This window comes from Cellulosimicrobium sp. NPDC057862 (assembly GCF_042797035.1).
Lineage (GTDB): Bacteria > Actinomycetota > Actinomycetes > Actinomycetales > Cellulomonadaceae > Cellulosimicrobium.
This window is the reverse complement of sequence record NZ_JBHVMH010000003.1, coordinates 1-19595: the sequence shown is the minus strand read 5'-3', so window position 1 is coordinate 19595 and position 19595 is coordinate 1. Positions and strand designations below refer to the sequence as shown.

Genomic DNA, 19595 nt, shown 5'->3' with positions numbered 1-19595 from the left:
TTTCTTTTTTTTTTTTCTTCCTGCCCGCGGCGGGGCGGGGTCGGTCCCGGCCCCCCCCCCCCCGGCGCCCGCCCGCCCACAACCCCCCCCCCCCCCGACCGCTACGAGGCGAGGTCCGCACCCGAGGCGCGCCCGGCGTCGGGCACGTGCGGCCACGGGACGGCGCGTCCCGTCGCGAGGGTCGCGCGCGCGTCGAGGACGCGCTGGTTGGTGCTGCCGCGGAACGCGAGGGTGAGGTCGCGGCGCGCGAGCTCGAACCGGCCGTCGACGAGCACGTCGATCTCGGCGAGCAGCGCGCGCTGGTCCGCGGTGCCCTCCCGCAGCTCCTCGATCGTGTAGCCGGTCCAGCACCACACGTCCTTGCGGCTGCCGTGCTCGGCGCGCAGGCGGCGCACGAGCCGCAGGCACACGCCCGTGTTGAGGAACGGCTCCCCGCCGAGCAGGGACAGGCCCTGCACGGCGGGGTGCGCGACGTCGGCGAGGACGCGGTCCTCCAGGGCGTCGTCGTAGGGGCGGCCGTAGCGGAAGCTCCACGCGGCCTCGTTGAAGCAGCCCTCGCACGCGAACAAGCACCCGCTCACGTACAGCGAGCAGCGCACACCCTCGCCGTCGACCATGACGAACGGCTTGTAGTCCGCGACGTACCCCTGGCTGACGCGGTCCGAGCGCCAGCCAGGGCCGGGGGTGCGTGCCACGGTCACGCCGACGCTGCGCCGTCGGGCAGGTGCTTCACCCGCGCGGAGATCTCCGCGTGGCGCCCGTGCACCATGGGGCGCTGCTGCGGGTTGCCCAGGTACCCGCACGTGCGCTTCACGACGTCGCACGTGCGCGGGTCGGCGTTGCCGCACGACGGGCACGCGAAGCCCCGCGCGGTCGGGTCGAAGTCGCCCGTGAAGCCGCACGCGTAGCAGCGGTCGATCGGCGTGTTCGTGCCGAGGTAGCCCACGCGGTCGTAGGCGTAGTCCCAGACCGCCTCCAGGGCCTTCGGGTTCTGCTGGAGCACGGGGTACTCGCAGTAGTGGATGAACCCGCCCGAGGTGTACCGCGCGTACTCGGCCTCGAAGTCGAGCTTCTCGAACGGCGTCGGGTTCTTGCGGACGTCGTAGTGGAAGCTGTTCGTGTAGTAGTCCTTGTCCGTGATGTCCGGCACCGCGCCGAACCGCTCGCGGTCGAGGCGGCAGAACCGGTCGGTGAGGCTCTCGCTCGGCGTCGCGTAGACGCTGATCCGGTAGCCGAGCCGCGCCGTCCACCCGGCGGCGTGCGCGTGCAGGGACCGCAGCACGTCGAGCGTGAGCTCCTTGGCCCGCGGGTCGTGCTCCCAGGCGCCCCCGAAGAACGCCGCGGCGACCTCGTAGAGCCCGATGTACCCGAGCGAGACCGTGGCGCGGCCGTCGCGGAACAGCCGGTCGACGTCGTCGCCCGGCGCGAGGCGCTCCCCGAACGCGCCGTGCACGTAGAGGATCGGCGCGTTGCCCGGCGTCGCCTCCTTGCAGCGCTCGATGCGGAAGACGAGCGCGTCGTGCGCGGTCTCCAGGCGCTCGTCGAGCAGGCGCCAGAACGCGTCGAGGTCGCCGTCGGCCTCGAGCGCGATGCGCGGCAGGTTGAGCGTCACGACCCCGAGGTTCATGCGGCCCTCGGAGACGTCCTCGCCGTGCTCGTCCTGCCAACCCTGGAGGAACGACCGGCAGCCCATCGGCACCTTGAACGACCCCGTGAGCTCGACGATCTTGTCGTACGACAGCACGTCGGGGTACATCCGCTTCGTCGCGCACTCGACGGCGAGCTGCTTGAGGTCGTGGTTGGGGTCGCCGGGGTCGAGGTTCACCCCGCGGCGCAGCGTGAAGATGAGCTTGGGGAAGATCGCCGTCCGGCCCTCGCTCCCGAGCCCGCGGATGCGGATCTGGAGGATCGCGCGCTGGATCTCGCGCTCCAGCCAGCCCGTGCCGAGACCGAAACCGACCGACGTGAACGGCGTCTGCCCGTTCGACGTGAACAGGGTGTTGATCTCGTACTCCAGCGACTGCATCGCGTCGTAGATGTCCTTGCGCGTCTTCTCGCGCGCGTACTCCTCGTGGGCGGACTCGTCGGCGATCCAGCGGCGCGCGTCTGCGAGGTGCTTCTCCAGGTTGCGCTCGGCGTACGGGGCGAGCAGCTCGTCGATGCGGTTGACCGAGCACCCGCCGTACTGGCTGGAGGACACGTTCGCGATGATCTGGCTGATCTGCGCCGTCGCGGTCTGGATCGAGCGCGGCGGCTCCACCTGCGCGTTCCCGATCCGGAAGCCGCTCGACAGCATCGACCGGAAGTCGATGAGGCAGCAGTTCGTCATGGGCGCATACGGGTGGTAGTCGAGGTCGTGGTAGTGCAGGTCGCCCTTCTGGTGCGCGTTCGCGACGTGCGGCGGCAGCATCCGCAGCCCGATCGCCTTGCCCACGGTCCCGGCCGTGAGGTCGCGCTGGGTGTTGAAGACCTCGCTGTCCTTGTTCGCGTTCTCGTTGACGACCGTGGAGTCCTTGTCCAGCAGCCGCACGATCGAGTGGTTGAGGTCCGTCGCGCGGCTGCGCGCGAAGTCGCGCTGGACGCGGTAGTCGATGTAGGCGCGCGCCACGTCGTACTCGTGCGACTCGAGCAGCACGTGCTCGACGACGCCCTGGATCTCGTAGATCTTGACCGCCCCGACGAACCGCGCGGCGATCTCCTCGTCGACGCGGTCCACGACCTCGTCGACGCGGCTCCGGTGCGCCGCGGTGAGGTCGCCGTGCACCTCCGCGAAGGCCTTGGTCACGGCGGCGCGGATGCGGCCGTCGTCGAACGGCCGCCGTCTGCCGTCGCGCTTGAGGACCTCCAGCGTGGCGGTCGTGCTGCGCGGTGCTGCCTGGTCGAGCTCGATGGTGGTCATCGCTCGTCCCCTCTGCCCACCGAGTTCTCGTCTCCGTCCCGCAGGGGTTGCGAGACGGACCGCACCCCAACATGTGGGGTCTGGATCACGGCTGCGCCACCATATCTAGTCCGGCGACCGCGTGCGACGCGGATCCCCGGCGTGGCGGTGACCGCGGGACAGGTCGGGACGTTGGTCCCGACGGGGCGGGTCCTGCGGCCCGGCGCGACGGGGATTTCTCGCGGTCGGGGCCGCGCGACGCGGCGCTAGCGTCGGGTCGTGTCCCGACGTCCTCCCGGCTGGGTGCCGAACCAGCACGGCGCGTGGCCGATGCTGCTCCTGCCGTTCGTCGCCGGGACGGTCCGGGGGGTCCAGGACGCCGGGTTCCGGCCGGTGACCGTCGCGCTCGGCGCGCTGTGGCTCGTCGGCTACCTCGCCTACTTCGCGGCCGGGCTGTGGCTCAAGTCGCGACGCCGACCGCGATACCGCCGCCCGATGCTCACCTACGGCGCGATCACCGTGGTGCTCGCGGCGGTCGTCCTCGTGCTCGACCCGGCGCTCGCGCTGTGGGCCCCTGCGTTCCTCCCGTTCCTCGCGCTCGGCCTGTGGGCGTCGGCGCAGCGCACCGAGCGGTCCGTCGCCGCGGGGGGCGCGATGACCGTCGCGGCGTCGCTCATGACGGTCATCGCGTACGCCGCGTGCCGACAGCCGGGCACCCCCGTGCTGGTGGTCCCGGCGGAGGTGTGGCTCGTCGCCGCGCTCCTGCTCGCCTACCTCTTCGGGACCGTGCTCTACGTCAAGACGATGATCCGTGAGCGCGGCGTGCGGCCGTACGTCGTCGCGTCGGTCGGGTACCACGCCGGGGTCACCGTCGCGGCGGGCGTGGTCGCCGTCGTGCACGACCCCACGTGGTGGTGGGCGACGGCGTTCCTCGCCGCGGCGACCGTGCGCGCGGCGGTCCTGCCGGGCCGACCGTTGAGCCCGAAGGCCGTCGGGATCGGGGAGATCGTCGCGACCGTGCTGCTGCTCGCCGTCGCGCTCGTCGTGCGGTAGCCCCGGGCGTTCGCTGGTTCACTGGCCCGATGGACGACGACGCGCCCCTGACCCTCTCCGGCCTCGGCGAGCGCGTCGAGGCCGTCTCGGCGCTCTACGCACGGAAGTTCGCCGTCGATCGTGACCCGGACTGGTTCATGCTCAAGCTCGCCGAGGAGGTCGGGGAGCTCACCCAGGCGTTCCTCGTCGCGACGGGGCGCACCCGCCCGCGTGGGGCGGCGTCGCCGTCGGGAGCGGCGGCTCCTGACGCGACGGCGGTGCCCGACGACGGAGCCTCGGCCCTCGCGGACGAGGTCGCCGACGTCCTGGCGCACCTGCTCCTGCTCGCGCGCTCCCAGGGCGTCGACGTCGACGCGGCGGTGCGGCGCAAGTGGCTCGTCTGGGAGGCGGAGCTCCGCGGCTGACCGCCGAGGGATGGCCTCGCTCGCGGCGGTGTCGCCGCTAGGGTGACGCCGTGACCGACCACCGCACCGACCCGCCCGTCAGCGCCGACGAGGTCGACACGCTGCGCGGCTTCCTCGACTTCCACCGCGACACGCTGCGCTGGAAGACGTCGGGCCTCGACGCGACCGAGCTCGCCCACCGGCTCCGGCCCTCGTCGATGACGCTCGGCGGCTTGCTCAAGCACCTCGCGTTCGTCGAGTCCCAGTGGTTCTCGCAGGTGTTCCTCGACGAACCGCTCATGGCGCCCTTCGACACGGCGGACTGGGCCGAGGACCGCGACTGGGACTGGACGACGGCGGCGGGCGACTCCCCGGAGGAGCTGCGCATGCTGTTCGACCGGGCGGTCGCTGCTTCCGACGCGATCCTGGACGACGCGCTCGCCGACGGCGGACTGGACCGGCTGAGCGCCCTGCCCGACCGGCACACGGGCGAGCGGTGGAACCTGCGCTGGATCCTCGTCCACATGATCGAGGAGTACGCCCGCCACAACGGCCACGCCGACCTGCTCCGCGAGGCGATCGACGGCACCGTCGGGGAATAGCCCGCGGGCCACCGTGCCGGGTCGGCGGTTGCTCTCGGCACCGCGGGCCCGGGACGATGGCCCGTGTGACCGCTCCCGAGCAGCCTTCGTCCGTTCCCCCTCCTCGCCGCCCGCGCGTCGCGACCGTCGTGCTCGCCGCGCTCCTCCTGGTCGGCGTCGGGCTCCTGGTCGCCGCGTCCTGGGTGGCGAGCCGCCCCGCGTCGTTCGGGTGGTTCGCGTACGCCCCCGTCTCCGGCACGGCGTTCGTCCCGTCCGGCGTCTTCGGTGTCGGGCGCGCGGCGTTCCTCGCGGGCGCGGGCGCCCTGCTCGTCGGCGGCGCGGTCGGGTTCCTCGTCGGGCGTGGCACCGCACCGACGGCGCCTGGCGCCTCCGGAGCCCCCGGCCGCGGTCCTGAGGACCCCGGCACGTCGGGCCCCGCCGGCGACGCGGCGTCGGCCGGATGAGCGCGCGCGACGACCTCGTCCTGCTCGACCTCGACGGCACGCTCACCGACTCGGCCCCCGGGATCCTCGCGTCGGTGCGGCACGCGTACGGCGCACTGCGGCTCCCGGTCCCGGCCGACCCGGTGCTCCGCGGCTTCGTGGGTCCGCCGCTCGCCGAGTCGTTCGCGGCGCACGGCGTGCCGGTCGACCGCGTGGCCGACGCCGTGGTCGCCTACCGCGACGTGTACACGGCGGGGAACCTCCTCGACAACGCGGTCTACCCCGGCATCCCCGAGTGTCTGACGGCGCTCCGCGAGGCCGGGCTGCGCCTCGCCGTCGCGACGTCGAAGCCGGAGCCGATGGCACGGCGGATCGTCGCCCACTTCGGGCTCGACGCACACCTCGACCGCGGTCTCGACGACGTGTTCGGCGCGACGCTCGACGGGTCGCGCAGCACCAAGGCCGACGTCGTCGCGCACGCGCTCGCGTCGCTCGGCGCCGCCCGGCGCGTGGTCATGGTCGGCGACCGCGAGCACGACGTCCTCGGTGCCGCCGCCCACGGGGTCCCGTGCGTCGGGGTCGCGTGGGACCGTCGCGAGCTCGGCGGGCGTCCCGACGACCGCCGTCGCGCCCGCCGCGGCCAGCTCGCCCGGGCGCACGTAGCCCCAGTGCTCCACCGGGCGCAGCCCGAGGGCTGACGGGCTCCGCCTGCCCGGACGATGCGGACGGCCTTCCTGGCCGGCGCGGACGGCGGGGGCGCTCAGGCGCGCGCGAGCACGACGACGGGCGCGAGGAGCCCGGTGCGCGTCGCCGCGACGTTGTTGCTGATCCGGGTGACGAACTCCTGGCCGAACACGACGACGAGACCGTCCTGTCCCGGGCCTCCGGCCGCGGCGAGCGCCGCCCGACGGTCGTCGATGCGCAGGACGTCGAACCCGGCCGTGGTGAGCGCGTCCGTGTAGGCGTCGGGGGTCTCGACGAACGACGTGGCGGCGTCGACCGCCCACGGCATCGGGAACGGCAGGTCGCCGGGGCCCACGCGCATCTGCTCGTACAGGCCGAAGGGTCCGCCGGGGCGGACGACCCGGTGCACCTCCGCGAACAGGGCCGCCTTGTCCGGCACGTTCATGCCGACGTGGACGAGCATCGCGCGGTCGTGCGACGCGTCGTCGCAGGGCAGCCGGTCGCCGTCGCCCAGCGCGAACGTCACGAGGCCGGCGAGCCCCGCCCGCGCCGTGAGCTCACGCGCGGCGTCCACGAAGTCCGGGCTGAGGTCCACACCGGTGACGTGGCAGCCGTGCCGGGAGGCGGCGAGTCGCGCCGGTCCGCCGAGCCCGCACCCGACGTCGAGCAGCGAGACGCCCGGCGCGAGGCCGAGGAGGTCGAGGAGCGCCGACGTCGCGGCGGCGCCTCCCGCGTGCAGCTGGTCGTAGGGAGACAGCGCGTCGACCGTCACCGGTCCGTCGCCGGCTCCCGCGGCGGCGAGGAGGCGGGCCGAGAGGTCCTTCCCGGCGTAGTGCTGCCGTACCTGCTCCGTCGCGGCCATGCCGGCCTCCGTGCTCGTCGCGCGTCCACCCGCGGGCGCTCTCTTCCGACGGTACGCCCGTCGGCGCCTCCCCGCCGTGCCCGGACGCCGCGTCTGAACGACGGTGTTGACCTTGACGTAGCGTCAACTTCTAGCGTGGTCCTCGTTGCCGCACTCGGCGACTGCCGGGTCACCGAGACCGTGGGAGGAGGCGGGAGATGCACCCCGCAGGAACGACGAGCGAGCGCACGGCCGACTGGTCCATCCAGGAGGTCGCGCGCCTCGCCGGCACGACGAGCCGCACCCTGCGTCACTACGACGCGGTGGGGCTGCTGCGCCCGAGCCGCGTCGCGTCGAACGGCTACCGCCACTACGACGTGGACGCGCTCGTGCGTCTCCAGCGGATCCTGCTCCTGCGCGACCTCGGCCTCGGGCTCCCCGCGATCCAGGAGGCGCTCGACGGGGCGTCGGGCGCCGGGGGCGACGGACCGCCGTCGGGCACCGCCGAGCGCGACGCCCAGGTGCGGGCCCTGCGCGGCCACCTCGAGTGGCTGCGGGCGGAGCGGCAACGGCTGGCGCGACAGATCGCGTCGGTCGAACGGACGATCACCACGATGGAAGGAGGTGGCGAGCTCATGGCGGACGACATGTTCGACGGGTTCGACCACACGCAGTACCAGGCCGAGGTCGAGGACCGCTGGGGCAAGGACGCGTACGCGCGCGGACACTCCTGGTGGAGCGGCCTGAGCGACGAGGAGAAGACAGCCTTCAAGGACCGCGTCGAGCGGCTCAACGGCGACTGGACGGCGGCTGCGGAGGCCGGCGTCGACCCGGCGTCGGACGAGGCGCAGGCGCTCGCGCGGCGCCACGTCGACTGGCTCCAGACGGTGCCCGCGAACCCGGCGCACGAGCCCGGGCCGCTGCGGGGCTACCTGCTGGGCCTCGGCGAGATGTACGTCGAGGACCCGCGGTTCGCGCTCAACTACGGCGGCGTCGAGGGCGCGACGTTCGTCCGCGACGCCCTGCGCGTCTACGTCGAGCGCAACCTCTGAGGAGCGCCGACGCGGGGGGATCCCGACCCGGGACCATCGGCCCGGGCGGGATCACCGCGACGTCACTAGCCTGGAAGCCTGGCGGGACACGGCGCCCCGCCGCCCGCCAGGAGGCAGCCATGGCCACGACGTCGACGTCCACCGGCCCGGCCACGACCCGCAACGTCGCCCTCGTGGGGCACAGCGGGTCGGGCAAGACCACGCTCGCGGAGGCGTTCCTCCATCGTGCGGGCGCGATCCCGCGGGCCGGCTCCGTCGCCGAGGGCACGACCGTCTGCGACCACGAGCCCGAGGAGGTCGCCCGCGGCATCTCGGTGAGCCTCGGCGTCGCGCACCTCGACTGGCGCCCGCCCGGCGGCGTCACGCACCAGGTCACCCTGCTCGACACCCCGGGGTCCCCGGACTTCGCCGGTTCGGTCGACGCGGCGCTCGCGGTGGCCGACCTCGCGGTCGTGGTGGTGAGCGCCGTCGACGGGGTCCAGTCGGGCACGGAGGAGGTCTGGCGGCGCTGCGACGAGGCGGGGATACCCCGCCTCGTCGTCGTCTCCCAGGAGGACCGCGCGCGGGCGAGCTTTCGCACCGTCCTCGGCGCGCTGCGCGGCGCGCTCGACGCGCCGTTCGTGCCGCTCGAGCTCCCGCTCGGCGAGGAGCAGTCGCTGCACGGCGTGGCCGACGTCCTCACCGAGCGCGCACGGGAGTACGACGGCGACGGGCGCACCCACGAGGAGGACGTCCCCGCTGACGTGCGCGACGAGGAGCACGCGCTGCACGACGAGGTCGTCGAGGAGATCGTCACGCACGACGACGACCAGCTCGAGGCCTACCTCGCGGGCGACGAGCCCGGTGCGGCCGACCTCGAGCGCACCCTCGCCCACGAGATGCTCACGGGCGAGGCCGTGCCGGTGCTGCTCGCGTCCGCGATGACGGGCGTCGGCGTCGACCGGGTGCTCGACCTCGTGTGCGAGCTCGGGCCGTCGCCCGCCGACCGGGCGGCGGTCGTCGCGCTGCCCGACGGCGCGGGGTCGGGCGGCGCCGACGGCTCCCCGTCGGCGCGCGCGACGACGGAGGTCGCGGCGGATCCCGCGGGGGACGCGCTCGTGCACGTCTTCCGGACGGTCGTCGACCCGTTCGTGGGCCAGGTGTCGGTGTTCAAGGTGCTCTCGGGGTCCGTCGCGACGGGCGACCGCCTCGTGAGCACCGCGACCGGCGCCGAGGACCGCGTGCACGGGATCTTCCGGCTGCGCGGGCGCGAGCATGTCGCCGTCGACCGGGTGGTCGCGGGTGACGTCGCCGCCGTCGCGAAGCTCTCGGCCGCCTCGACCGGGACGTTGTTGGGGGCGCGGCGCGCGCCCGTGTCCGCGCGCGACCTCCCCGAGCGGCCCCCGGTGTACGCGGTCGCGCTGCGGCCCGTGTCCCAGTCCGACGACGACAAGCTCTCCTCCGCGCTGACCCGCCTGCGCGCCGAGGATCCGACGCTGCATGTCGACCTCACCGGCTCCCAGGCCGTGCTCGGGGGCCTCGGCGACACGCACCTCGCCGTCGCCGTCGAGCGGCTCGAGCGCTCGTTCGGCGTGCGCGTCACGACCGAGCCCGTGCAGGTCGCCTACCGCGAGACCCTCACGCGCGCCGTCGAGGTCGAGGGCAAGGTGAAGAAGCAGTCGGGCGGGCACGGGCAGTTCGCCGTCGTCCAGCTCCGTGTCTCCCCGCTCCCGCGCGGGGAGGGCTTCGAGTTCGTCAGCTCCGTCGTCGGCGGGTCGGTGCCGCGCCACTACCTCCCGGCCGTGGAGCGCGGCGCGCGCGAGGCCATGGAGGGCGGCGGGCCGCACGGCTACCCGGTCGTCGACCTGCGCGTCGAGGTCCTCGACGGCAAGGCCCACTCCGTCGACTCGTCCGACATGGCGTTCCGCACCGCGGGCGGGGTCGGGGTCCGTGAGGCGCTCGCGGCCGCGGGCACGGTCGTGCTCGAACCCGTCTCCGCGGTGTCCGTGACGGTCCCGTCCGACGCGCAGGGCGACGTCATGGGCGACCTCTCCGCGCGCCGCGGCCACATCACCGCGACCGACTCCCTGCCCGACGGCCGCGTGTGCATCGATGCACTCGTGCCCGAGGCCGAGCTCACCCGCTACGTCCTCGACCTGCGCTCGATCACCGGCGGGCGCGGGTCGTTCACCGCCACCCCCGACCGCTACGAGGTCCTTCCCGGCGGCGTCGGGGCGAGTCGCTAGGGGTGTGCACCTCGGCGAGTCGCGGTGCGACCGTCACCAGTTTGGCGCCGATAAGGTACCTTATGCCATATTTCGACCGTTTCGCCGGTCGTCGAGGCCGATGGCGACCTCGGGTGCCGCCTCCCCTGCGGGCGCCGTGCCGGCGAACTCGTCGGCGATCCAGGGCGCGCCGCGACGGGGCTAGCTCGGCTCCGCCGCACGGGCGATCTGACCGCAGGGCGCCCTTCACGCAGAACGGCTGCCCGGGCCGTCAGTGGGCGCCTGGGCTGCGCCGTCTCCACGCGACCAGGAACCAGACGGCTGCTACGAGGAGGGAGATTGGCGCGACGACGAAGAACAGGACCGCCACCACGATTCCGACCCAGACCCCGGCGCCCCACCATTCCGGGCCTGACCAGCTCGCCCACCAACCGCTGAGTGGCCACGACAGCACCGCGGCGATGGCCACGGCTAGGGCCGCCACTCCCCGGCGGAGCGCACGGCGGTGGTGCGCTGGGGTGGGGTTCCATCGCGGCATCGTGCCATGTCGAAGCCGTTGCGCGCCGAGCCCTCACCCGACCAGGCGCAGCGGCCAGGGCCGCGTCAACGTCGCCGGCCGCGCCTGCCCCTCGACGGGTTCGACCAGGAGACCGCCCGGTGTCGGGAGCGTGAGTGTCCACCGGTCCGTGATGCCGCGGGCCGTGCGGGCGACGTTGAGCTCGCACCGCCGGAGGTAGCCGTCGCCAGCATCGGTGCCGGACCGCCGGTGTGCGACGACGTCGAGGCGCACCGCGGCCTGCGCCCACGGGCCCATGCACACGAGCCCCGAGCCGCGCTCGCGCGCCCGTGCGAGCAGCCGCCGACGCTCGGACGCCGTGAGCCAGGCGTCTGGCCGGACGACGACGTACGTCATGCCGTCGAGCAGGGCCGCGACGACGCCGGCAGGATCGTCCCCGGCGCGCGGCACGAGTGCGACGCGCTCGAGGACTACGCCGGCGTCGGCGGCCGCGAGCATCCCGAGGTCGGGTGCTCCGACAACGGCGAGCCAGTCCGACGACCCCTGCGACGTCGCGAGCAGCGCGAGCAGGAGCGACGCCGACCCCGTCACGACGCTTGCGGCACCGCGCGGCAGTCGCCCGTCGTCGAGGATCGCGCCGAGCGGCCGCGGGGCGTCGTCGAGGTCGACGGCGCCCAGCGTCGACCCGTCGGCGCCGCGCAGGGCCCGCGCGAGCCACCTCGAGCGGGTCGAGAGCGGTCGCCGTCATTCGTTCAGTCTACGCCGTGATTCGAACTGGTGTTCGAATATGATCGTGTCGTGGGTACTCGTCGACGTCCGCCTCCGGGCGGCTGGCCGTCCGGTATTGAGACGGTCCCGATGCGCGACCACGCCGAAGAAGCGCCCGAGCTCGCGCGCCGCGGCGGGGCCATCGTCCGCCCGCCCGAGGGCATCCCGGTGCGCGCGTGGATCACGCAGCGCCAGAGCGGCGAGGCCCGCGTTGATGGCGAGGCTGTCGCGTGGGCAGGCCGCCAGGTCCACGTGCGCTACGTCTCCCGCGAAGGGCGGGAGGGGTGGGCGTGGCTCTGGGCCGACGCCGTCGAGCGCCGCTGAGCCCAGAGGCGCCGAGCCCTGACCATCAGGGGGATGTGGTCGGGGCGTCGTGTGCGAGAGGTTACCCGGGCGACCCACACGACGAGGCCGACCGCTGCACTCCTCTCGACTTCGAGCGCGTACACCGCGTGAGGCGGCTTGCACGGCGACCGACGACGAGCTGCCGACCTTCGCAAGATCGGGTGTCCATGCTCCTTCCGGCATGTACGAGCGTCGAGGTCGTCCTGGGCATGCAACACCCTCCCCGGCGCGGCCTGAACACGTTCTACGACCGTACGCGCGCGGCAATTTCGGCCCTGTGGACGACACATCTACGACACGAGTCCGACGGGGCCCCGCTGAGCGTCCGTGCCCGCCTCACGCCGCTGAGCCGCGGATTTCCGAGGATCCCGTGCTCAGGGCGCCTAGCACATGCAGAGGGGCGGTGTTCGACCACGACATCTAGTGCGGTGCCGCGTGTACGACTCCACAGGTAGAGTCGTTGCAGACCTCAGGGGACGGAGGCCAACCGGCGAATCACACCGGTGCAGTTTCCGCCCCGGCGGTTGCGCGTACGACGAAGGGCCGGACCAGGCTGGCACCTGGACCGACCCTGTCGTACGCGGTCCGTATACACCGGGAGCATCCCGTCGTGCCGTCACGCGGTTTTCGATCGTCAATCGACACCGTACACGCTGTAAACGTGTCGGAACGTATGGGCTGACTCCTCTGTCCACACATGGAGCGAAATGCCCGTTTCTCCTGGGGGCGGGGACCCCCGTCCTGGGGCTCCCCAGTCGAGCCTCGTCATCATCCTGCTGGTGCTCCTGATGTCAGGCGGTGTCCCCGCCGACGTCGCGACCTGCGTGAGCGACACGCTCCCGCTGCTCGTCGCGAGCACGTAGCCGAACCGGTGAGCTGGGCACCGTCTGAGGCGGTGCCCAGCAAGCCGGCTTCCCTCACCCTGGTCCCGCCGCTGGCGGCAGGGCCTCCTCGAGCGGGACTTCGGGCCGGGCGCGCACGAAGCGGAGCGGATGGCGCCAGGACTTGCCGGACCAGGCGACGTCGGCGGAGACCTCGACGACGAACGGCTCGACGAGGGTCAGATCGATCGGCGCCGACCGCGCGGTGAATACCCGAACGTCCCTGGACTGATCCGTGCCAGCCACGGGTGCTCTCCGGTGGGCCGGTGCAGCAGGGGCGCGAGTCGACGCCGTGCGCCGGGCGTGAGCGGCGTCGTGCGGCCGACGATGCGCAGATCGCCGCCGATCGGTAGGCCGGCGACGATCTCCAGGGGCTGGGACAGGGTGCCGGTCACCGCGGCGCACACGACGTCGACGGTCGAGCGGTGCTTCACCTTCAACCAGGACCGCTCTCCCCCGCGGTAGGGCTGGGCGCCGCCCTTGACGACCAGGCCGTCGACACCGACCGCTGTGTACGTCTCGAACCACTCGCGCGCCTCGTCGACGTCGTCGGTCACGGGCGACAGGGTCAGCGGCGGCCGCCACATCGCCCGAGCTCGACGAGCAGCGCCCGCCGGGCGTCGAACGCCTCAGCCCGCACGTCGCGGCCGCCGAGCTCCAGGACGTCGAACGCGACCAGGGACGCCGGGCGGGCTTGGGCGGCGGCCGCTGCCGCGCGCGGGCCGCGGCCCATGCGCTCCTGCAGGACCTCGAACGCCAGCCTGCCGTCCTGCCAAACTTCGAGCTCGCTGTCGAGGACGACGCCGGGGTCTAGCTGGGCTTCGAGCGCCGCGACGATCTCGGGGAACGTTGACGTCAGGTCCGTTCCGCGGCGGGACTAGACGCGCGCGCCGTCGTCCTGCACCGCCGCGGCCGCGCGGTGAGTTGACTGGACCCGTGAGTTCTCGCGGCGAGGTAGAAGCCGTCACATCTTGATCCGCACCCTACGCTCTTGCTGTGCACAACGAGGTACTGCCGCGCATCCTGTTCCAGTCGGTCCCCGAGCGCATCGCGGGCGACTTCGAGAATCTGCCTGGAACGCATACGTTCATCGGTGCGAAGGACAAGGTCCACCCGTCGGACCACGATCTCCTCGTGACCTTCGAACGCCGACCGCTGGTTGACAGCGACTGGCACGTGCTCGGATTTGGTCTCGGCTATGTCGACTTCGCAGGCGTCACGCTCGTGCGACGCTCGCCGGACAACCATGCCCGGGCCTTCAACGTCGCGGAGAACGCCATCGCGAAGGAGCACCGTGCGCTGATCGAACAGACGATTCTCCCGAACATCCAACAGACCCCCCGCGCGACCTGGGCTGCTGTGCACTGGTCCCAGGAGGGTTTCCAGTTCACAGACGCCGAGCACGGCGACTTGGGTGGACGGGTGGTGCCCTTGGTGCACCTCGGCCAGGAGAAGTACGTGTACGGCCACGTGGCAGAACGGCACGACGGCCGGCTGACGTGGGCCCTGCCGCCCGAGACAGGCGGACATCGCGAATGGGTGCTGCACGTCTTGGACGTGCTGCACCGCGTGGACGCGGCACGGTTCCCGGGCGAGCCTGACTGGCAGGCAGGCACGACCTGGGCAACACCAGACCTCGCGCGTGCACACGAGGCGAGGCGGGAACGAGTTGCTGAGCGCGACCGTCTGGTCGCGCAGGCCGAGCAAGACATCGCGGACGCATCGGCAAGAATCCAAGCGAGCCGCGACGACGCGGCTGCCGGCGTGTGGCGACTGCTCACAGAGGATGGTGACCAACTCGTACACGCCGTTCTGGATGCGCTGACCACGTTGGGGTTCGATGTCGAAGAGCTCGACGAAGAGCACCACAAGGTGCACGGGCGGCGGCTCGAGGACCTGCGCGTCACCGATCCTGCCGTCCCTGAGTGGGAGTCCTTGGTTGAGGTCAAGGGCTACGCGAAGGGTGCAAAGGCAAACGACGTGCATCAGGTCACTCAGGCGCCGACGACCTACTTTGCGATGGAGCGCGGCCGACCTCCACGCACCGTCTGGCACGTCGTGAACGTCCAACGTGGCACCGATCCTTCGACACGTGCGACAGCGTTGCCGTCCGATGGAGATCTTCAGGCGCTCACCGATGCGCCCGGCGCGCTGATCGACACCCGCGACCTGTTCCGCGCATGGCATAGCGTCGTTACCCACGCTGCCAGACCAGAGGACGTTCGGGCATCGCTGCGTGACGCGCTCACGCGGTGGACTTGGCCGAGCACTCACGAAAGGGCGTAGCCCTCGCTCACCAATCGCATGTGTTCAGTGAAGGTAGCCGTCCCACTTGGGTTCGTAGCGGCAGCCGCCCTCGAGCGCGCTCGGCGCGGGGATCTGCTCGACGGCGCGCGCGAGGGCGACGTCGTACGGCATCGCCCTCGCGCCGGCCATCGCTCAGCCCGGGACGTTGCGCGGGTCGTGCCCGTGGGAGTCCTTCTGCGCGATCGTCCCGTCCAGGTTCTTGATCGCGAGCTCGGCCCCCTCACGTTCGGCGGCCGCGCGCCCGGCCGCGACCGCGTCGTCCTTCGTCGCGTGGTTCGACAGCGGCTCACGCTCGCCCTGACGGCGAACGTTCCACTGGTCGTCCTGGTGATAGAGCTCGATCGTCACTGCCACGGGATACCCCACTCCGTCGGTGGTCAGACCACCGTGGAACGACCCCGCGGTTCTCGCACGTTCCCACATCCGGGCAAACCTCGACGGGTTGCAGGTGCGACTCAGCGACACGGCGCAGCGGCGCGGCGACAAACAGGCCTCGACGCCTACTCTTCCTTCGCATGAGTCCTGCCTCCGAGCCGTCACGAACAATGGCAGACCTGTATCTCCGGATCGGCGAGTGGGACCTGAACCCGGGCCTGCGTGAAGCGATCGCCGCGATTGGCCGGGCATGGGCGCCGCCGCCCTCTCAGCAGCTCTCGCCGATCGTCGATGCGCTCAACGCGATGATGGGCCACCTCCGGCGACAGCTCGTCGGACAGTTCGACGTCGCGCGCTTGCTCGCGCGCTCTCTGCCCCCCAACCTGCGCGCGCTTGGATCTGACCTCCCGCTCGTGTCAGCCATCGAAATGGGCCGGGACGAAGGAATCAGCCTGTACGGCGTGCCACGGATTGCTGTCGCTCGCCGCTTCCTGAGGGCGCCAGACGCACCGGCGCGTCGACGCATCCTGGGCGACGCGGCGACTCTCATCCTGGACGACTGTGGCAGCGCGCTCGACGCCGTAACAGCTCGCGGGCTCGAGTTCACCGTGGTGATGCTCCGCGATGCGATCGGTGCGGCGCGCACCGGGCACCTGATCGCAGCACAGGCCGCTGCGACGGCGGCGCTCGACGGAGCCACCCGACTCGTCCTCGACGACAAGACGATCCGCGAGGCGGTCACCCGTACCGGCCGGGAGAAGAACCGGGACCAGAGCGTCCTTGACGGCTTCCGCGTGAGCGAGCCTCTCGCACTCATACCGGTCTACGGCTCCCACGCGAACTACCGACACTGGGAGGACCCCGTGCCGTGGGCCTACTCCCGGCACGCGACCACCCACTCGGCCGCGGGCCGCCAGTTCAGCAAGCGCAACGCTGTACAGGCCGTCCTCGTCGCGACCGGCTTCCTCCTGTGGGTCGACGACGCTTCGGCGGGGCGCGTCGGATGAACCCCGTGTCACACCGCTGAAGCTACGGCTGCGCGGCGCCTCTTTGACGGAGGGATCGGACGAGCTCGACCGTTGCGAGGTACCACCAGAAGATCCAGTCGAGGTAGGCATCGTCGTAGTCGGGCTGCTGGTCTGCACGCTGGTGCCGGATCGCGAACTTGTTCGCAATCGTGAAGAGAGCACCCTCGTCCTTGCTCAGCAGCTTTTCCTCGAGCAGGTTGCGTTCGATCTCGAGGACACCCGCAAGCGTCACGACCGCGGACTTCTTCTCAACGCGCGTTGCCTCCCGAGAACGGAAGAGACCGATGGCGTGGCGGACGTCGTCTGAATCGGCGTCGGAGCCGGCGATCGAGCGCTCGAGGAGATCGCCTCGGGCGTCGTCAGTGGCAACGACGACGCGCCCGGCATCTTCACCGTAAGGTGCGAGGCGCACGCTGAACCCGTTCCGCTCGAGGATCGAGTTCACGCGGGCGACGTACAGGGCGCGGCCCGGCTTCACTGCGTACTGCCCGTAGTGCTCTCCGCAGTCCGAGAAGTCGTGGTAGCGCTCCACGACCCGCGGTCGTGCGACAAGATCGTGGAACACCTCGATGAGTGAGTAAAAGAGCTCCTCGCTCCATTCACCAGGCCACAGCGGCCACAGATCAGGTACGCCGAGTCGCTCCTCAAGCAGGAGCGAGGGGGGTGCGCGATGGAAATCGACGCAGTCTGGCCCCAGACCCTTGTCGAAGTAGCCGGCTTTGTCCATCTCCTTCACAAGGCGGGCGAAAGCGTCCCCGGCGAGCTGGACCCGGGGCACCCTCGGCGGCGCCGACGAGGGTAGCGAGCGCTGGTTGTAATAGGGCTTGGGCGGCTTCTGCTCGCGCACCTCACTGATCCGTTTCCGAAGCTCTCGGGCTGGCCCGAGGACGTCAGTCGCGACGAGGAACTCGTCCTCGAACTGCTCACCCTGCTCTACTAGTTCGGCCATCCGAGGACTCGCGAATGCCTCACGCAGGAGATGTTTGGCCGCCCGTGCGCTCCGGTTTGCGAGCACCACGTCCAGCTCGTCGCGGAAGATGTCAAGGGGCCAAACGAGCTCGAAGTCCGGGTCGTCAAGTGGCAGGGACATGCGGGACCTCCTCAGTCGGGCCTCGATTATCTGCTCACTAGGACGAGCGGTATGACTCGACGTGTGCCAGGTGCCGGTACAGGGTGTCTCGGGAGACGCCGAGGGCCCGGGCGACCGCTGCGCGTGACTGTCCGCCGGCCAGGGCGACGCGCGCGGCTTCGATGCGGTCCGGAGTCATGACGGTGGGGCGCCCGCCGACCCTCCCCCGGGAGCGAGCCGCGGCGAGGCCGTCGAGCGTGCGCTCCCGGGCGAGGTCGGCCTCCATCTGCGCGACGGCGGCCAGCACGTGCACCATGAGCCGCCCGGCCGCGCTCGAGGTGTCGAGCGTCTCCGTGAGCGAGCGGAGCGTGACACCGCGCTCGTCGAGGTCGCGCACCAGGCGCGCGACGTGCGCGGCGGACCGGCCAAGCCGGTCGAGCTTCGTCACGACGAGCGTGTCTCCGTCGCGCAGCTGAGCGAGGACCCGGGCAAGCTCGGGCCGGTCCTCGCGGCGCCCGGAGGCCTTCTCCACGACGACGTCGCGCACGTCGACGCCGCCGGCGCCGGTGAGCGCGTCGACCTGGGCGTTGAGGTTCTGCGCCGTAGTCGAGACCCGGGCGTACCCGTAGGTGTGTGCCATGGCGGCGACGGTAGCGAAACCCCCCGGGTCGCGTTCTGCGACACCAGGGGTTTCCGGACACTAGTTCTGCGACATGTTCTCTCGGCGTGTCGCGGCGGCGGTCGCGGTGTCCGAAAAACGGTGGCGGTCTCAACCGATCAACGCGCCACGAGGGTGGATGATGCGTGGTCGTGGAGGTCGGGATGGGTGTGGTGACGTCGCTGCCAGCGGCAGTACAGGACGTGGTGTGGAAGGCGTGGCGCGAGGGCGAGTCCCTCCGGCGGATCGCCGATCGGGCCGGCCTCCAGGAGCACCACGTGCGCCGATACCTGCTGCGCCACGGCGGAGTGCGGCCCTCGCTACCGAGACGGTCCCCACGGCACCTGAGCCCAGGTGAGCGGGAGGAAATCTCGCGCGGGATCGCCGCTGGTCTCTCTGCCCGGGCGATCGCCGAAGGGCTGGGTCGATCGGCGTCGACGGTCTCGCGCGAAATCGCCCGCAACGGCGGGCGCGCCGACTACCGTGCGACGCGAGCCGACGAGCGCGCCCGCGTCGAAGCCAGACGCCCACGGGCGCCACGCCTCGCAAGCGACCAGCGGCTCCGGGCGACGGTGCTCTCGCGGCTCGAGCTGGATTGGTCCCCACAGCAGATCGCGGCGTGGCTCCGCCGTGAACATCCCGATGAGCCTGGCATGTGGGTCTCGCACGAGACGATCTACCGCGCCGTGTACCTGCCGGCGTCGCGGAACCTGCCGGAGAGCACGTACCGGCGACTGCGGTCCGGTCGCACGATGCGACGGCCCCGGCTGGTGAAGCGTTCGCACGGGCGCGGGCACCTGCGCGACATGGTCTCGATCCACCACCGCCCCGCCACCGTGATCGACCGGATCGAGCCCGGCCACTAGGAAGGCGACCTCGTGATGGGCAAGCGCCCGAGCGCGGTCGCGACGCTCGTCGAGCGCACCACCCGATACCTGAAGATCGTGCCGCTGCCGGATGGGATCAAGGCCAAGGACGTCAGCATCGCCGTGGCCCGTGCACAGTTCAACGTGCCTCCGGGCATGTGCAAGTCCCTGACGTGGGACCGCGGTCGCGAGATGGCCGACCACGCCTTTCTCAGCGCGCTCATCGACGCACCGGTGTACTTCTGCGACCCACGCAGCCCGTGGCAGCGCGGCACCAACGAGAACACCAACCGCCTCCTGCGCCAGTACCTCCCACGCCGCACCAATCTCGCCGTGACGACCGGCGATGACCTCGACCGGATCCAGAAGCTGCTCAACCAGCGACCGCGTCGCGTGCTGGACTGGGCGTCGCCCGACGAGCTGTTCTGGACGACGTCGCGACGACTCAGACTCAAGCCCGGCCAGACCGAGACGGCGGCACCCGGGCGCGTACCCCTGCTCGCGTCGCGAGGGTGATGCTGCCACACTCGAAGGTTGATCCCACCGGAACAGCCCCGGACGCACTGGGGAGCCTGACCCGGTTTCCCGGACAGGTTCTGTTGGTTGATCATGCCGCGAGGTCGGCGGCGGTGTGAAGGGTTTCGAACTCGGTGGGGCTGCGG

General features: G+C 71.8%; 20 protein-coding genes and 2 pseudogenes. 12 read left to right on the top strand and 10 right to left on the bottom strand.

Annotated elements, in window-relative coordinates; genetic code table 11:
* Window positions 1-101 precede the first annotated feature (101 nt).
* Both nrdG and nrdD read right to left on the bottom strand, forming a co-directional pair.
* A complete protein-coding gene (gene nrdG / locus ACFVN3_RS05615; RefSeq protein ID WP_378231461.1) occupies window positions 102-695 on the bottom strand; it encodes an anaerobic ribonucleoside-triphosphate reductase activating protein in 594 nt (197 codons plus the stop codon).
* 2 nt (window positions 696-697) lie between these two features.
* Window positions 698-2899, bottom strand: a complete 2202-nt coding sequence (gene nrdD, locus ACFVN3_RS05610) for an anaerobic ribonucleoside-triphosphate reductase (RefSeq protein ID WP_378231459.1) — start codon at window positions 2897-2899, stop codon at window positions 698-700.
* 258 nt (window positions 2900-3157) lie between these two features.
* On the opposite strand from nrdD, the gene ACFVN3_RS05605 reads away from it, so the two are divergent.
* From ACFVN3_RS05605 to ACFVN3_RS05585, 5 genes are all read left to right on the top strand, one after another.
* Complete coding sequence (locus ACFVN3_RS05605; RefSeq protein ID WP_378231457.1) at window positions 3158-3931, top strand: YwiC-like family protein; 774 nt, start codon at window positions 3158-3160, stop codon at window positions 3929-3931.
* 29 nt (window positions 3932-3960) lie between these two features.
* Entirely contained in the window at window positions 3961-4335 is a 375-nt protein-coding gene (locus tag ACFVN3_RS05600; protein WP_378231455.1) for a pyrophosphatase, read from the top strand.
* Between the two features lie 50 nt (window positions 4336-4385).
* Window positions 4386-4916 carry a DinB family protein gene (locus ACFVN3_RS05595; protein WP_378231453.1) on the top strand — a complete coding sequence of 177 codons (531 nt, stop codon included), beginning with the start codon at window positions 4386-4388 and terminating at the stop codon, window positions 4914-4916.
* Window positions 4917-4981: 65 nt separating this feature from the next.
* A complete protein-coding gene (locus ACFVN3_RS05590; protein ID WP_378231451.1) occupies window positions 4982-5359 on the top strand; it encodes a hypothetical protein in 378 nt (125 codons plus the stop codon).
* Window positions 5356-6036 (top strand): HAD family hydrolase, encoded by a 681-nt coding sequence (locus ACFVN3_RS05585; protein ID WP_378231449.1) that lies wholly within the window; start codon window positions 5356-5358, stop codon window positions 6034-6036. Before ACFVN3_RS05590 ends, ACFVN3_RS05585 begins: the two co-directional genes overlap by 4 nt.
* 62 nt (window positions 6037-6098) lie before the next feature.
* Here the strand turns inward: ACFVN3_RS05585 and ACFVN3_RS05580 are convergent, their stop codons facing one another.
* Window positions 6099-6884, bottom strand: a complete 786-nt coding sequence (locus ACFVN3_RS05580) for an SAM-dependent methyltransferase (RefSeq protein ID WP_378231447.1) — start codon at window positions 6882-6884, stop codon at window positions 6099-6101.
* Window positions 6885-7081: 197 nt separating this feature from the next.
* Here ACFVN3_RS05580 and ACFVN3_RS05575 point away from each other — a divergent pair, with 197 nt between their 5' ends.
* Window positions 7082-7915, top strand: a complete 834-nt coding sequence (locus ACFVN3_RS05575) for a MerR family transcriptional regulator (RefSeq protein WP_378231445.1) — start codon at window positions 7082-7084, stop codon at window positions 7913-7915.
* A gap of 119 nt (window positions 7916-8034) precedes the next feature.
* Window positions 8035-10140 carry an elongation factor G gene (locus tag ACFVN3_RS05570; protein ID WP_378231443.1) on the top strand — a complete coding sequence of 702 codons (2106 nt, stop codon included), beginning with the start codon at window positions 8035-8037 and terminating at the stop codon, window positions 10138-10140.
* A gap of 550 nt (window positions 10141-10690) precedes the next feature.
* Here ACFVN3_RS05570 and ACFVN3_RS05565 read toward each other — a convergent pair.
* A complete protein-coding gene (locus ACFVN3_RS05565; RefSeq protein ID WP_378231441.1) occupies window positions 10691-11227 on the bottom strand; it encodes a hypothetical protein in 537 nt (178 codons plus the stop codon).
* Between the two features lie 267 nt (window positions 11228-11494).
* On the opposite strand from ACFVN3_RS05565, the gene ACFVN3_RS05560 reads away from it, so the two are divergent.
* Both ACFVN3_RS05560 and ACFVN3_RS05555 read left to right on the top strand, forming a co-directional pair.
* Complete coding sequence (locus ACFVN3_RS05560) at window positions 11495-11728, top strand: hypothetical protein (RefSeq protein WP_378231439.1); 234 nt, start codon at window positions 11495-11497, stop codon at window positions 11726-11728.
* A gap of 728 nt (window positions 11729-12456) precedes the next feature.
* Window positions 12457-12612, top strand: coding sequence for a hypothetical protein (locus ACFVN3_RS05555; protein ID WP_378231437.1), 156 nt, complete (start codon window positions 12457-12459; stop codon window positions 12610-12612).
* A gap of 197 nt (window positions 12613-12809) precedes the next feature.
* Here ACFVN3_RS05555 and ACFVN3_RS05550 read toward each other — a convergent pair whose 3' ends face one another.
* Window positions 12810-13187, bottom strand: a complete 378-nt coding sequence (locus ACFVN3_RS05550; RefSeq protein WP_378231435.1) for a hypothetical protein — start codon at window positions 13185-13187, stop codon at window positions 12810-12812.
* A gap of 11 nt (window positions 13188-13198) precedes the next feature.
* A pseudogene (locus tag ACFVN3_RS05545) lies at window positions 13199-13495 on the bottom strand (ATP-dependent DNA ligase); the annotation flags it as partial.
* Between the two features lie 131 nt (window positions 13496-13626).
* Between ACFVN3_RS05545 and ACFVN3_RS05540 the strand changes: the two are divergent.
* On the top strand, window positions 13627-14916 hold the full coding sequence (locus ACFVN3_RS05540; RefSeq protein ID WP_378231433.1) for a hypothetical protein: 1290 nt from the start codon (window positions 13627-13629) through the stop codon (window positions 14914-14916).
* Window positions 14917-14940: 24 nt separating this feature from the next.
* On the opposite strand, the gene ACFVN3_RS05535 is transcribed toward ACFVN3_RS05540, so the two are convergent.
* Window positions 14941-15066 carry a hypothetical protein gene (locus ACFVN3_RS05535; protein ID WP_378231431.1) on the bottom strand — a complete coding sequence of 42 codons (126 nt, stop codon included), beginning with the start codon at window positions 15064-15066 and terminating at the stop codon, window positions 14941-14943.
* Window positions 15067-15069: 3 nt separating this feature from the next.
* On the bottom strand, window positions 15070-15285 hold the full coding sequence (locus ACFVN3_RS05530; RefSeq protein ID WP_378231429.1) for a DUF2188 domain-containing protein: 216 nt from the start codon (window positions 15283-15285) through the stop codon (window positions 15070-15072).
* A gap of 167 nt (window positions 15286-15452) precedes the next feature.
* Here ACFVN3_RS05530 and ACFVN3_RS05525 point away from each other — a divergent pair, with 167 nt between their 5' ends.
* Window positions 15453-16319, top strand: a complete 867-nt coding sequence (locus tag ACFVN3_RS05525; protein WP_378231426.1) for a hypothetical protein — start codon at window positions 15453-15455, stop codon at window positions 16317-16319.
* A 22-nt stretch (window positions 16320-16341) separates the two neighbouring features.
* Here ACFVN3_RS05525 and ACFVN3_RS05520 read toward each other — a convergent pair whose 3' ends face one another.
* Both ACFVN3_RS05520 and ACFVN3_RS05515 read right to left on the bottom strand, forming a co-directional pair.
* Window positions 16342-17430, bottom strand: coding sequence for a hypothetical protein (locus ACFVN3_RS05520; protein WP_378231424.1), 1089 nt, complete (start codon window positions 17428-17430; stop codon window positions 16342-16344).
* Window positions 17431-17467: 37 nt separating this feature from the next.
* Window positions 17468-18049, bottom strand: coding sequence for a recombinase family protein (locus ACFVN3_RS05515; protein WP_378231422.1), 582 nt, complete (start codon window positions 18047-18049; stop codon window positions 17468-17470).
* Window positions 18050-18231: 182 nt separating this feature from the next.
* On the opposite strand from ACFVN3_RS05515, the pseudogene ACFVN3_RS05510 reads away from it, so the two are divergent.
* Window positions 18232-19449: pseudogene (locus tag ACFVN3_RS05510) on the top strand (IS30 family transposase).
* The last annotated feature ends 146 nt before the right edge of the window (window positions 19450-19595 follow it).